A 12602-nucleotide genomic window follows, 5' to 3' on the forward strand; every position below is an offset into this window, starting at 1 on the left:
AATCATTTTGTATATTTGATAATAAAAATGTTTCACATGAAACTATTTATATTTTGTATTACCTTGCCTCTACACAATGCGTATAAAGCCCTTTCTACTTACTACAAAATACGAAAGACGCCCTTTTCAAAACGGCGTCTTTTTATAGTTGAAAATTTACTAATAAATAAAACGAATTATTTAATAAATGAATCCCAATTGGAACGAGTAAATTCTTCGTTTTCTTATATGTGTATGCTAAACATATACCCATACCAAAAATATATAAAATACTACCTACTGTAAGGGGATGGCCAAAAGTAAATATGAAAGCACTTATAACGGCACTAGTAAGTGCAGAAAAGCGCTGGGATAATTTCGTAAAAAACATCCCCCGAAATAAAAGTTCTTCCCAAATCGGTGCAAAAATGGTGAGCACAACTACATATAAAATGATTTCACTTTTAGTAGGCTTTATTACTATACTAGACTCGTCCACACCAATCCCATGTGGTAAAACTAAATTTAATATTGCAAGATATATAAGCATTACAATCGCTGTCATTACTATCGTTACATAGTGTTTAAAATTATTGAATTGTAATGATTTTATTAAATGTAAGCAGCAATTTCTTGCCGGTGCATACATTACGATAATCATACAAAACGTGAAAGGTGGAATAAGATGATCTACATACCATGGATATAAGGAAGAATCATATAAAAGGTTCAAAAAACCAATTCCATGCATGACCCCAAAAATAATTAATAGAATGCTAATTACTTGGCGCATACTCATTTGTTCATTCTTTTCTTCATATGTAGCTAATTCTATATTCATCCTATCCCCTCCAGTATAATTAAACCTTTTAAACCATTATATACCAAATTAAACATAAAAAAAAAGACAATACACCCCACTGTATTGTCCATTTTCTTCCCTACCATTTCTCTCTACACGTCTCAATTAAATGCAGTAAGTACCTCTTCGTCATATCTGCTCTTCTCCACCTTGAGAGCATTCGCTTTTCTTTTGGATTGTGCCGTATTCTCGCTACTTCTTTTAATAAGAGCTCCCATTCTTCCGCTGAACGTTCTGACAAGTATTGCAATCCTCTATCTTTTGAAACGATTGTTTTATAATCTAGTGTATATAAAATACGTCCCATCGTAACGACAGCTGATTCTACCCACTCTTCTATAAAAAATAAATATGGCTTCTTCGCCTTTTCACTCCAGTACTGTTCTACGTTGTATTTCATCGTATTTACTACATCATTCCATTGTATTTGCAGCGGAAGATCTTCTGCTTCTTTTCCTGTAACTGTAATGCCTTGATTTTTCAACGTCCACCATGTGACCGCATTAATGTCCCAATGACCAACATTAGCTTTACCATCTGCACAATACACGTACTCGTCCATTTCATCATTGTATTTCCCTAAGTCAGCAAGCGGAATATACATACCGTCCATTCTTTTACCTAGCGTATTATCACTAAGTTTATTATGTAGTTCCACAAGCTGCTGTTTTTCAGCTTCATTCACGGAATCATTTATCACTGTAACAAAATCAACATCGCTCGTTTCTGCATAAAATGCACCAAGTGCGATGGAGCCGTAAATATATACCCCGACTATTTTTTCATCCAAAAAAATTTCTTTTAATTCTACTGTATACCGCTCCATTAACTGTTGTACTTCCGTTGGTAACGCATGCTTCACTCCATTTTTCATATCTATCCCTCCAATAAAAAAAGCCTTTGCAAATTCGCAAAGACTTCTTGTTTTATAAATATTTCTCGATTTCTTCGTAAACATCCTTCAAACGAGGATTTCCTTCTCCAACAATTTCTCCATTTACAAGAACGACCGGATAAAATAAATCTTCTTCCACTACGCGCTCTGCGAATGCTTTTTTATCTGCATCTTCTTGTTCTTCTTGGAAATCGATATACTCGAAATTAAATTTATTTTCTTGTCCTTCATATTTACGACCAATTGCCGCTTGTAACCATTCAAACGTTTCTGTTGAAGATGGCATTCCGACGCAGCTCGCACAAATTACTTTCGTCCCATACACTTGAACATTAACCATTTCTTCTCCCCCACTTCTTGTTCCAACAGTATATTCAGATGTCTTATTACATAAGCACATCATTTTACAATCTTATCCCATACCCCTATACTGAAAAAACACGATACAATATTTCGACAATAAAACAAGAAGAGAAAAAATAGATTTTCCCCTCTATCTTGATTATAATAAAACTGATGAAAGGAGTCGATAAAAATGGAAAACCCACATATGCAAGAACAAGTATTAGAAGTATTAGATAAATTACGTCCATTCTTACTTCGCGATGGCGGAGACGTTGAATTAGTAGACATTGAAGAAGGTATCGTAAAACTACGCCTTATGGGTGCATGCGGAAGCTGCCCAAGTTCTACAATCACACTAAAAGCTGGTATCGAGCGCGCGTTACTTGAAGAAGTACCAGGTGTTATCGAAGTAGAACAAGTATTTTAATCTAAAAGCGGAAGCGGCTCGCTCAAAATGTGAGGGGGATGGAGCTTCTGACATAGAGGCGCTTTTTGCCTCGGCGGAAGAAGCGAAGCCACCGAACAATTTAGCCGCTGGAGCTGGATATTAATCTAAAAGCGGAAGCGGCTCGTTCAGAATCGCCTTCTAAAAGGAGACCAAATTTGGTCTCCTTTTTTTATTCAAATCACATTTATCCGTTAACATCATAAAACAAAATTGGAAATCCTTCTCAAAAAATGCGATAATTAATACTATATAGTGAATCGTTCACACATATACAGTAAAAAAATATAGGGGGACGACAGATGCCAAAAATGGGGAACACTTTTGTAACAATTCAAGAACTAGAAAAGAAGAAAGAGTATTTATTAGGCCTTTCATCCGTTATACCAACATGGAATACAAGCTATCAATTTTTATTTAAAGAAATCCAGCAAGAATTATTGGGTAAAGTAAATGAAAAGCTCGAAAGGCATCAATTCGTTTTAAATATATGTACAGATCAGCAGGTAGGGGCATAATGTATTACATAAAATTGTGGTATATAAAAAAGAGACCTCACTCGGTCTCTTTTTTATATTTTTAAGATAGCCAATCTAATTTTCTAATCCCGAGCTTATCTACTGGTAAACGAAGTGAGCCATAAAAATGCTTCATAAATTGCTCTGAGCGGTTCACATCGTGTAAAATGGCTTCTAAGCGATCTCTATATATGCTTTTTTGTTCTTCGTTTCCAGTTTGGTAATATCGTTCGACCGTTTCAAAATAGTGAAGCGGGAACAGGAGCCTTGCAAATAATAAGCGCCAACCAAATGAGGACAGCGAGTAATTTCGTTCATAATCTGTAACAAATTGAACGATTGTTTGATCCCAGTCTTTCTTTTTTTCAATCATCATATAGCGAATCCATTCTGCTATATCTCGAGTTGGGTGATCATACACCCAATCAAAAGGGAGTTTGAGACGCTTCGTTTGATGCCATAATAAAGGTGTGAATCGTTCTTGGCAAATTGTCGCTGCATCCGTTAGTTGCGGCGTATCATCCATTTCTGTATCAACAACATATTGAATGGCATTTTCTGCAACTCCTAAGTAATACGGGAAGGATTCAATAAACAATTGATCGAATACGTCTGTAGGGTGGTTCATCACTTGCGATTGCCAAAACTTTTCTAACTGATCGAGTCTCTTTTCCCATAACGCTTTCCATTCACCAATGCGGCTTAATTGCTCGATTTCTTCTGGAAAGAATGCACCTCGTTTATGGAATATAGAAAGTTCATTTCCTAATGACATAGCATGTCGTTCTAACGTGCGCATACCTTTTAATAAGCAATAATTTTGTTCTTCTATCTCACTTACATAGTAGCCGTGTATAGTCGGAACGAAAGTCGCTACAGTTATATCCCCTTGCTGGTTCATATAATCACTGAGCTTTTTCATCTCTACAAGTACTTCTTCCTCCATTTCTCCAATTGGAACAAGTACATAAATTTTGTTGCGAATCCAAAAGCTTTTATAGGGGCCAAGGGGGATTAATTCTTTAACATGCATGTGATAATGCTCATAAATATGCTGAATCATCGCAGTCGCCACCTATGGTTTTTCTTTATATATATGAGCTTGTGCTCGCCTTTCATTCCTATGCACATGATAAAGCAACGAAACGTATACAAATACTAAAAAGAAAAAAAGGTGATAAACATGAAAGAATCAAATCAACTACAAGAAAGAGCATTACAACTATTACAAGAACGCGGTGTAACAATTGACGATATTGCTGAACTTGTTCATTTTCTTCAAAAAAAATACCATCCAAATTTAGAGATGTCAGAATGCCGTTACAATGTAGAACGTGTACTATCAAAACGTGAAGTACAAAACGCACTGATTACAGGTATCGAACTTGATGTCCTTGCTGAAAAAGGAATGCTAAGTGAACCGTTACAAGATATTGTAAAACGTGATGAAGGCTTATATGGAATTGATGAAGTTATCGCACTTTCTATCGTGAACGTGTACGGCTCTATCGGTTTCACAAACTTTGGATATATTGATAAATTAAAACCTGGTATTTTAGAATACTTAAATGATAAATCAACTGGAAAGGTGCACACGTTCCTTGATGATATCGTTGGCGGAATCGCTGCCGCTGCATCAAGCCGTTTAGCGCACCGAGCTGAGCACTCAGAATAATAATGTTTTCTAGGCCGTCAGTTTCATGCTGACGGTCTTTCGTATTCCATAAGCATAAATTCTCTTCCGCGGCTCAAAAAAATAAGCCCTTGCTTAAATCCGATATTTTTATATAACGTAATCGCTCTTGTATTAAATGTTGCTACACTTAATCGAAACATTTTTGCGTTAAACTCTTTCGTGGCAAACGCTATTCCAGCTTGGAAAAATTCTTTCCCCATTCCTTTCCCAGTTACCGCCGGCTTCATACCAAGTCCGATATCAATCACATCTTCTCCACCATATAAATTAGCATCTCCTCCACCTGGTACTTGTGCATTTTCTCCAAAACAAAAATAGCCGATGAACTCTCCTTGATCGTCACAACAGCCATAATAAGTTCCATCTAATAATTCTTTTATTACTTCTTTCTCGCCTGAAAAACTATATAAATTATATGGTTCCTCGTACGCCCACATATTTATCTCATTTGCTTCTTCCTCTGTTAACTTATGTATATCCACTTTCTCTTTCCCCCTATTATATTTCTATTAACAATATTCGATATTCATCTTATAATTCATCTTTCTCAATATGTTTTTTTAATTTATCGCTTCATTTTAATGGAAGATTTTTCTTATTATGTTACGATTAAACAGAATCATTATAAATAAGGTGGTGACAATTTGAATTACTTTTCTTATCTCTCCTCAGAAGAACGGCAAAATTTTTTCTATAAAGAACCTCTTAGTTTTTCAAAAAATATAGAAAAAGAACAACTAGCTTACGCACTAGGCGCTACACTATATACTCCTGGCACGAAAGAAACGATTGCGGAAGATATAATTAGAAGGAAACATGTGGATGCTATCTCAATTATTCTTTGTCTAGAGGATGCTATCAGCGATGAGGAAGTAAAACTTGCAGAGCAAAACATCGTCGTTCAAATACAGCAAATCGCTAACTTAGTCAGTGCCAACATACTAAATCAAGCAGACATCCCACTTCTTTTTATTAGAGTTCGACAGCCAAGTCAAATGAAGACAATTGTTACTGAATTAGGTAGTGCTGTTCATTGTTTATGTGGTTTTGTCTTTCCAAAATTCACACCGATTAACGGAAAGACTTATATCGATCAGCTTGCATATATAAACGAGTTATACTCATTATCGCTATATGGCATGCCGATTTTAGAATCACCCGAAATTATGTATAAGGAAACACGGGCAGAATCATTATTACAAATAAAGGATTTACTAGATTCTTATCACGATTACATCTTAAATGTACGTATTGGTGCTACTGATTTTTCAAGTATATTTAGTATTCGGCGCAATAAATACACACCTATCTATCATATTACTGTTGTCCGTGATTGTATTTCAGACATTATTAACGTTTTCTCAAGGGCAACAAATGAATATATTATTTCAGGATGTGTATGGGAATATTTTTCTAATGATCATGAAGAAGGGCTTATTCAAGAGGTATCACTTGACCATGCAAATGGCTTAATCGGAAAGACAGTTATTCACCCATCTCATATTAAAGTTGTACAGGCAATGCATATCGTCACAATGGAAGATTATTTAGATGCGAGATTAATTTTACAAAATGCAGATACGTATAATGGAGTGCTAAAAAGCAGTTTTTCTAACAAAATGAATGAAGTAAAACCTCATTATGGCTGGGCTCGCAAAACCATTTTAAAATCTAATATTTACGGGGTGCTACATGAAAACAAACAATTCACCGATCTCCTTATTGCAAAAGCAAAGCAACACGTATAACGTTTTAAATAATATACAAGTTCATGTAGAAGTACGTGATAATCCATATAATTTAGCGCTAGACAATCTTTTTCAAATGGCTGCGAGAATAAATAAGAAACGTAGTTTTTTATTTGTGAGTACAATCCTTGGAAAGCATCTTCCTATTAAACCTGCAGTCTCTCTATCAAGTGGAGTTGCTCTCGCTGCAAGATATATGGAAATACTACATAATATTTCTCATCCATTTCAAAAAGAAATTTTAAATCTCATTTCATTAGAAATTGATGAAATCCCAGAGGAAGTATTTCGTTATCAATATCCTCTGCAAGAAGAAGTTTTGTTCATCGGATTCGCTGAAACAGCGACATCACTTGGTCATTCTATGTTTCAATGCTTTCAAAATGCAAAGTATGTACATACAACTAGGGAATCGATACCCCACCTAGAATCTGTCATTACATTTGAGGAAGAACATTCTCATGCAACATCACACCGTTGTTATGTAGATGAAAGCTTTTTTCAAAACAACAATCCAATTGTTCTCGTAGATGATGAGATGACAACAGGAAAAACAGCATTAAATATTATTAGATCTATTCAAAATAAATTCCCACGAGAAGAATATATAATTGCTTCTTTATTAGACTGGCGTTCTCATACTAATAGAAAACAATTTAAACAATTAGAAGAAGAACTTCAAATTAAGATTCATGTTATTTCTTTATTAGAAGGCAGTATTCATACAACTGGCCAACCATTAAATATTACAAAAACAGAGATTCAAATTGAAGAAACAAAACCTGATTTCAAAAAACATACCCTTACCTGCCCAAAATCACCCTATACATCAAATTATATAAAATATACTGGGCGATTTGGCATTTCAGCATATGAACAAAAGCACATTCATTCTTTCGCCCAAGAAGCAGGAAAAACTTTAAAAAGAGAAAGAATGGGAAAACGAACACTCTGTCTCGGAACGGGTGAATTTATGTATATCCCAATGAAAATTGCTGCTGAAATGGGTGAAAATATTTTATATCAATCTACAACAAGAAGCCCTATCCATCCTGTTTCAAATGATGTGAACTATGCCATTCATAATCATTTCTCATATCCAAGTCCTGAAGATTCTACTATTACAAATTACTTTTATAATATTTCACCTCATGATTACAATGAAGTATTTGTTTTTATTGAGCGTGATTTAGGAGAAGAAGCCCTGTTTCCTCTTCTACAGCAGTTACAAACAGTTATTCCTTTTATTCATATCGTCTCATTTTCAAATAGCATAGAAAAGGAAGGTTGATAATTATGGTAAAAGTAAATTCTCATATTAGTAGTTATGATCCAAATGATGCTATTTTTCTATTAAAAGATATTAGTAATTTAATGAAAGAAAGTTCCACAGAAACTAGAGAACAAGCAATTCAAGCTGGCACACATTATTCTGAAATGTTACCAATGGAATATAAACCATCTAAAGCGTATATGGATTTATTCTTTTCTTCCCTGCAACAATACAAACACAAACTAGCCATCGCTGTTGGAGTTGTCGCCGAACAAATTATACAGACTAAAGGAACTAACCTTGTCCTCGTTTCATTAGCTCGTGCTGGTACACCTATTGGCATTCTTATTAAACGCTACATACGCTATCAATACAACCTTGATGTACCTCACTATTGTATTTCTATTGTTCGCGGACGCGGTATTGATGAAAATGCACTCCATTATATTTTGGAACATCACCCTAAAGAAACAATTCAATTCATTGATGGATGGACTGGGAAAGGTGCAATAAAAAAAGAATTAGAATATGCCGTACACACATTTAACGAACGAAATAATACACACATTTCTCATTGTATGGCTGTGCTTGCTGATCCCGGTTACTGTACTTCAATTTACGGTACACGTGAAGATTTTCTTATTCCTAGCGCTTGCTTAAATGCAACTGTCTCTGGACTAATTAGCCGCACTGTACTAAATGATACCTATATCGGTCCAAATGATTTTCATGGTATTAAATATTATAAAGAGCTAGAGCAAGAAGACTTATCAAATTTCTTCGTTGATGAGGTAACAGATTTATTCCCTTCTGTTCATTCTCATATAGATAATCAATTACGTTATATTACTTCAACTTACACTGATCCCTCTTGGCAAGGATTAAAAGATATACAGTCTATCCAAAATCACTTTGAAATTGACGATATTAACTTAATTAAACCAGGAGTCGGTGAAACAACTCGCGTATTACTCCGGAGAATACCGTGGAAAATTTTAATACGTAAGCAAAACAATCCCGATTTAAAGCATATTTTACTTCTTGCTAAAGAAAAGAATGTCCCTATTGAAATCTATGAGAATATGGCTTATTCATGTTGCGGGCTCATTAAGCCTCTTAGGAAGGAAACAATATGATTTTCGCCAGTGATCTTGATCAAACGCTTATTTATTCCCGGAAATCGTTTCGTGCCCCTATAGAAGATGAATCAATTCAACTCATTGAAACTTTAGATGGAAAAGAAATTTCTTTCATATCACATAAAACCATTTCACTACTAAAAAAATTACAACTGCACTCACATTTCATCCCAGTTACAACAAGAACTATTGAGCAGTTTCAGCGTATTGCTTTATTCCAAAACGAAATCATTCCCGAATACGCCATTACAAGTAACGGCGGTAATATCCTTCATAACGGGAAACAAGATGGGACTTGGAACAGGACAGTAAAAGAAAGACTATCGGTTGAATGTATAGAGAGAAACGACATACTAAAGGAATTTGGACAAATAGCTCATAAAGATTGGGTTATATCACAAAAAACAGCTGATGATCTATTCCATTATTGCATTATTAAACGGGAGAACATTCCTTATGATGAATTATCATCCTTCACTTCCTGGTTAGACAAACACGGCTGGAATCATTCACTTCAAGGTAGAAAGCTATACTTTGTACCAAAACCAATTAATAAATGGGACGCCGTGCAATATATAAAAGAAATTTTGCAAATAGATACGATTATTACAGCTGGGGATTCTTTACTTGATTTATGTATGCTTGAAAAGGCGAACCATGCCTTCGCACCACTTCATGGTGAGTTAGGGGCAATGCATGATAACTTACAACCCCATATTTTAAAAACAGACGCAATCGGCATATATGCCGCAGAAGAAATCGTAAATAAATCACTTCAAATTATTCACAGTTCATTACCTACCTCATGATCATAATATGCACAATTGCATACGCACCGCGATTAAACAGATGGTACAATTTATTTGAATCGCTGTTGCTACACTTCTTGATTAAAGAAAAGGCGTTAACACGGAAATTAGCGTCTTATCAACCTCAAGCAATTGGCACATTTTGTCATCTTAAAAGACACTCGAACGAGTGTCTTTTTTCTATATCTAACAAGGACTTACTCATTTCAAAGTATAAATACATAAAATAATGTAAATCATTACACGCATGAATCACTCCCTAAAAGTTATAAAGTAGATTCAAAATAAAAAAAGCACTCTTAACTAGAGTGCTTTTTACTTTCAAACAAGGAGGCTACATATATGGATAGTACTCTCGTATTTAACTTTGGCATTGGTATTGTTATCATTTTATTCGTCTTCTTTGTACTTTGTATGAGCGGGGTATAAAAAGGCGATTTTCGAGCGTCTTTTTATACATATGTATTACTTGACTTCTATAAAAGTAGTAACCATAATAGTTACAGATATACAAATAGCTATTCACATATCCACAAATAGGAGGAAGAACAATGAAACATGTAATCGTTTATGCACACCCAAATACAGAAAGCTTCAACCATGCGATTTTAGAAACGGTAAAACGTGAATTAGAAGAAAAAGGTCATGAAGTACGCGTTCGCGATCTATACGAATTAAACTTCAATCCAGTATTAGGCGCTTCCGATTTCATCTCATTTTCTCAAGGAAATACACCCGAAGATATTAAAGAAGAACAAGAGCATATCTCTTGGGCTGATAGCATTACATTTATTTATCCAGTTTGGTGGGCGGGACTTCCTGCTATTTTAAAAGGATACGTTGACCGTGTGTTTAGCCATGGATTTGCTTATGCTTACGGTGAAAACGGCATTGAAAAGTTATTAAGCGGTAAAAAAGGATTGTTATTATCTACAATGGGTAATACGAAAGAGGCATACACAGCAGGCGGCATGTTTGATGCAATGAAGAAAACAGCGGATGTTGGTATTTTTGAATTCACAGGTATTGAAACACTTGAGCATACATTCTATACAAGTGTCCCTTCTGTGGATAATGATGTGCGTAAACAATATCTTGAAGAAGTAAAAGACGTTGTGAATCGTGCATTCTAATAAAATTATATCAGCGATTTTTTTAATATATCAGCGCAACTCAGATTATATCAGCGATTTTCTAAATATATCGGCGTAACTCAGATTATATCGGCGATTTTTCAAATATATCGACTTACCGACAAAAATCGACACTAGTCACAACGAAATAAAAAAAGCTGTTCCAAAGTTTGGAACAGCTTTTTTCATTACATCTTCTCAATCCACTCCGTCAAGTTATGCACAACTTGCGTCGGTTGAACTTCGTATTCTGTTAACTTCTCCACAGTTGTGACTCCAGTGTGGACAAGAAGCGTATGCATACCAGCATTTACTCCTGCTAAAATGTCTGTATCATAGTTATCCCCAACCATTAATGCTTCATCTTTTCCTATACCAAGAACTTTTAAAGCTTGTTCCATAATGATTGATTCTGGTTTTCCGATAAAGATTGGATCCACACCTGTTGATACTGCTACAACCGATGTTAATGAACCGTTACCTGGTAATAACCCGCGCTCAGTTGGGATGGCAATGTCCCCATTTGTGGAAATAAACGTTGCGCCATTACGCACAGCAAGACACGCTTTTGCTAACTTTTCATATGTGATGTCACGATCTAAACCAACAACAACGAAATCAGGATTTTCATCCACAAGTTCAAATCCTTTTTCCACAAGTGCATCGTGTAAGCCTTCTTCACCAATCATATATACAGTTGCATCTTGTTTACGTTCATAAATGAAGTTCGCAGTCGCCATACTCGTTGTGAATACTTGCTCTGCTTTCGCTGGAATATCGAAACGAACAAGTTTTTCTGCCACTTGTTCTGGTTTACGCGTTGAGTTATTCGTAACGAATAAATAAGGAATGCCGCGCTCTCCTAAAGCTTTTACGAAGTCGCTCGCTTCTTCAATTTGTTCTTCTCCGCGATACATCGTACCGTCTAAGTCAATTAAGTAACCTTTATACATCATTATGTCTCTCCTTCTATGCTAACGTTCTCACCTATCATACCACTCTTATATTACCCGCTTTTTCCAAAGAAAAAAACGCTTTACCTTAAAGCGCCCCATAACGTTCATTTTTTCTCTTTTATTTGGTAAGAACAACTACAATCGCCCTCGCACATGTTTGCTAGCGTTTTCACATCTGCGTTCGTAAATAAACGCTTATACATCTCTTTTTCATCTTCACATACTTGCGGGAATCTCTCTGCAATTTCTTTTAACGGACAGTTTTGTTTTTCAATTACGAAAGAGTTCTCTCCATCTCTCTTTATTTGAACCATATAACCATTTTTCTCTTGCATAGCTGCTATCTCTTGCACTTTATATGCTAAATTCTTTTGATTACTTACTCTCTTTTGCAACTGTTCTTCCATTCGCTTCGTTCTCTCTTTTAAAACGTAACAAAGTATTTTTTCATCGCCCATTCGAGCTAAATCTTCTAGCATATCAATCGCAAATTGCTTATACTCTTTCGGGAATGTATCTTCTCCCTTTTCACTTAATCCATACAAATAAGTTGGTCTTCCGACATGTTGCCTTACCATCTTAGAATAAATGAGTCCGTCTTTCTCAAGATTACTTAAATGTCTTCTGATTGCCATTTCTGTAATCTCTAAAACGTCAGCTAGTTCAGCTACTGTGTGCTCTCCCTTTACTTTCAACAATTGTACAATCTCGTCTTTCGTAGTACGTGCTTCCCCCATACTTTACCCTTCTCCCTTTTCTTTCTCACATACAATATAAGATCCCCAAAAGGTATTCTCTGGGGAT

General features: G+C 35.4%; 15 protein-coding genes. 8 read left to right on the top strand and 7 right to left on the bottom strand.

Annotation, left to right across the window (positions count from 1 at the left end):
• Nucleotides 1-142 precede the first annotated feature (142 nt).
• The 3 genes from AC1Q8M_RS21085 to AC1Q8M_RS21095 all read right to left on the bottom strand — a co-directional run bounded on the left by AC1Q8M_RS21085 (nucleotide 143) and on the right by AC1Q8M_RS21095 (nucleotide 2076).
• Nucleotides 143-820: a CPBP family intramembrane glutamic endopeptidase gene (locus AC1Q8M_RS21085; RefSeq protein WP_065229511.1), complete on the bottom strand. Its 678-nt coding sequence runs from the start codon at nucleotides 818-820 to the stop codon at nucleotides 143-145.
• A 100-nt stretch (nucleotides 821-920) separates the two neighbouring features.
• Complete coding sequence (locus AC1Q8M_RS21090) at nucleotides 921-1715, bottom strand: nucleotidyltransferase domain-containing protein (protein WP_141533100.1); 795 nt, start codon at nucleotides 1713-1715, stop codon at nucleotides 921-923.
• Nucleotides 1716-1767: 52 nt separating this feature from the next.
• Nucleotides 1768-2076 carry a YuzD family protein gene (locus AC1Q8M_RS21095; protein WP_000248588.1) on the bottom strand — a complete coding sequence of 103 codons (309 nt, stop codon included), beginning with the start codon at nucleotides 2074-2076 and terminating at the stop codon, nucleotides 1768-1770.
• Between the two features lie 195 nt (nucleotides 2077-2271).
• Between AC1Q8M_RS21095 and AC1Q8M_RS21100 the strand changes: the two genes are divergently transcribed.
• Together AC1Q8M_RS21100 and AC1Q8M_RS21105 are read left to right on the top strand one after the other, a co-directional pair.
• Nucleotides 2272-2508, top strand: coding sequence for a NifU family protein (locus AC1Q8M_RS21100; protein WP_000431159.1), 237 nt, complete (start codon nucleotides 2272-2274; stop codon nucleotides 2506-2508).
• A 320-nt stretch (nucleotides 2509-2828) separates the two neighbouring features.
• On the top strand, nucleotides 2829-3044 hold the full coding sequence (locus AC1Q8M_RS21105; protein WP_001125507.1) for a hypothetical protein: 216 nt from the start codon (nucleotides 2829-2831) through the stop codon (nucleotides 3042-3044).
• Nucleotides 3045-3105: 61 nt separating this feature from the next.
• Here the strand turns inward: AC1Q8M_RS21105 and yutH are convergent, their stop codons facing one another.
• Nucleotides 3106-4107, bottom strand: a complete 1002-nt coding sequence (gene yutH, locus AC1Q8M_RS21110) for a spore coat putative kinase YutH (protein WP_000614216.1) — start codon at nucleotides 4105-4107, stop codon at nucleotides 3106-3108.
• A gap of 120 nt (nucleotides 4108-4227) precedes the next feature.
• Here yutH and AC1Q8M_RS21115 point away from each other — a divergent pair, with 120 nt between their 5' ends.
• Entirely contained in the window at nucleotides 4228-4719 is a 492-nt protein-coding gene (locus tag AC1Q8M_RS21115; protein ID WP_000665103.1) for a phosphatidylglycerophosphatase A family protein, read from the top strand.
• A gap of 23 nt (nucleotides 4720-4742) precedes the next feature.
• On the opposite strand, the gene AC1Q8M_RS21120 is transcribed toward AC1Q8M_RS21115, so the two are convergent.
• Nucleotides 4743-5222, bottom strand: coding sequence for a GNAT family N-acetyltransferase (locus AC1Q8M_RS21120; protein ID WP_098511381.1), 480 nt, complete (start codon nucleotides 5220-5222; stop codon nucleotides 4743-4745).
• 162 nt (nucleotides 5223-5384) lie between these two features.
• Between AC1Q8M_RS21120 and AC1Q8M_RS21125 the strand changes: the two genes are divergently transcribed.
• The 5 genes from AC1Q8M_RS21125 (at nucleotide 5385) to AC1Q8M_RS21145 (ending at nucleotide 10842) form a co-directional block, all read left to right on the top strand.
• Nucleotides 5385-6488, top strand: coding sequence for an HpcH/HpaI aldolase/citrate lyase family protein (locus tag AC1Q8M_RS21125; RefSeq protein ID WP_061660696.1), 1104 nt, complete (start codon nucleotides 5385-5387; stop codon nucleotides 6486-6488).
• Complete coding sequence (locus AC1Q8M_RS21130; RefSeq protein WP_098855491.1) at nucleotides 6433-7779, top strand: phosphoribosyltransferase family protein; 1347 nt, start codon at nucleotides 6433-6435, stop codon at nucleotides 7777-7779. Before AC1Q8M_RS21125 ends, AC1Q8M_RS21130 begins: the two co-directional genes overlap by 56 nt.
• A gap of 5 nt (nucleotides 7780-7784) precedes the next feature.
• Complete coding sequence (locus AC1Q8M_RS21135; protein WP_098855490.1) at nucleotides 7785-8897, top strand: cysteine protease StiP family protein; 1113 nt, start codon at nucleotides 7785-7787, stop codon at nucleotides 8895-8897.
• A complete protein-coding gene (locus tag AC1Q8M_RS21140; protein ID WP_000575379.1) occupies nucleotides 8894-9709 on the top strand; it encodes an HAD family hydrolase in 816 nt (271 codons plus the stop codon). The genes AC1Q8M_RS21135 and AC1Q8M_RS21140 overlap by 4 nt, the downstream gene beginning before the upstream one ends.
• A gap of 551 nt (nucleotides 9710-10260) precedes the next feature.
• Nucleotides 10261-10842 (top strand): NAD(P)H-dependent oxidoreductase, encoded by a 582-nt coding sequence (locus AC1Q8M_RS21145; protein ID WP_000683411.1) that lies wholly within the window; start codon nucleotides 10261-10263, stop codon nucleotides 10840-10842.
• Between the two features lie 188 nt (nucleotides 10843-11030).
• Here AC1Q8M_RS21145 and AC1Q8M_RS21150 read toward each other — a convergent pair whose 3' ends face one another.
• Entirely contained in the window at nucleotides 11031-11795 is a 765-nt protein-coding gene (locus AC1Q8M_RS21150) for a TIGR01457 family HAD-type hydrolase (RefSeq protein WP_000276470.1), read from the bottom strand.
• Nucleotides 11796-11902: 107 nt separating this feature from the next.
• Nucleotides 11903-12535 (bottom strand): helix-turn-helix transcriptional regulator, encoded by a 633-nt coding sequence (locus tag AC1Q8M_RS21155; protein ID WP_098365884.1) that lies wholly within the window; start codon nucleotides 12533-12535, stop codon nucleotides 11903-11905.
• Nucleotides 12536-12602 lie beyond the last annotated feature (67 nt).

Source organism: Bacillus sp. GW823-FHT06A10, from assembly GCF_058795375.1.

Bases quoted from the DNA above. Each gene is read 5' to 3' on its own strand.
- AC1Q8M_RS21085 (WP_065229511.1), bottom strand. From the start codon at position 820: ATGAATATAGAATTAGCTACATATGAAGAAAAGAATGAACAAATGAGT.
- AC1Q8M_RS21090 (WP_141533100.1), bottom strand. From the start codon at position 1,715: ATGAAAAATGGAGTGAAGCATGCGTTACCAACGGAAGTACAACAGTTA.
- AC1Q8M_RS21095 (WP_000248588.1), bottom strand. From the start codon at position 2,076: ATGGTTAATGTTCAAGTGTATGGGACGAAAGTAATTTGTGCGAGCTGC.
- AC1Q8M_RS21100 (WP_000431159.1), top strand. From the start codon at position 2,272: ATGGAAAACCCACATATGCAAGAACAAGTATTAGAAGTATTAGATAAA.
- AC1Q8M_RS21105 (WP_001125507.1), top strand. From the start codon at position 2,829: ATGCCAAAAATGGGGAACACTTTTGTAACAATTCAAGAACTAGAAAAG.
- yutH (WP_000614216.1), bottom strand. From the start codon at position 4,107: ATGATTCAGCATATTTATGAGCATTATCACATGCATGTTAAAGAATTA.
- AC1Q8M_RS21115 (WP_000665103.1), top strand. From the start codon at position 4,228: ATGAAAGAATCAAATCAACTACAAGAAAGAGCATTACAACTATTACAA.
- AC1Q8M_RS21130 (WP_098855491.1), top strand. From the start codon at position 6,433: ATGAAAACAAACAATTCACCGATCTCCTTATTGCAAAAGCAAAGCAAC.
- AC1Q8M_RS21135 (WP_098855490.1), top strand. From the start codon at position 7,785: ATGGTAAAAGTAAATTCTCATATTAGTAGTTATGATCCAAATGATGCT.
- AC1Q8M_RS21140 (WP_000575379.1), top strand. From the start codon at position 8,894: ATGATTTTCGCCAGTGATCTTGATCAAACGCTTATTTATTCCCGGAAA.
- AC1Q8M_RS21145 (WP_000683411.1), top strand. From the start codon at position 10,261: ATGAAACATGTAATCGTTTATGCACACCCAAATACAGAAAGCTTCAAC.
- AC1Q8M_RS21150 (WP_000276470.1), bottom strand. From the start codon at position 11,795: ATGTATAAAGGTTACTTAATTGACTTAGACGGTACGATGTATCGCGGA.
- AC1Q8M_RS21155 (WP_098365884.1), bottom strand. From the start codon at position 12,535: ATGGGGGAAGCACGTACTACGAAAGACGAGATTGTACAATTGTTGAAA.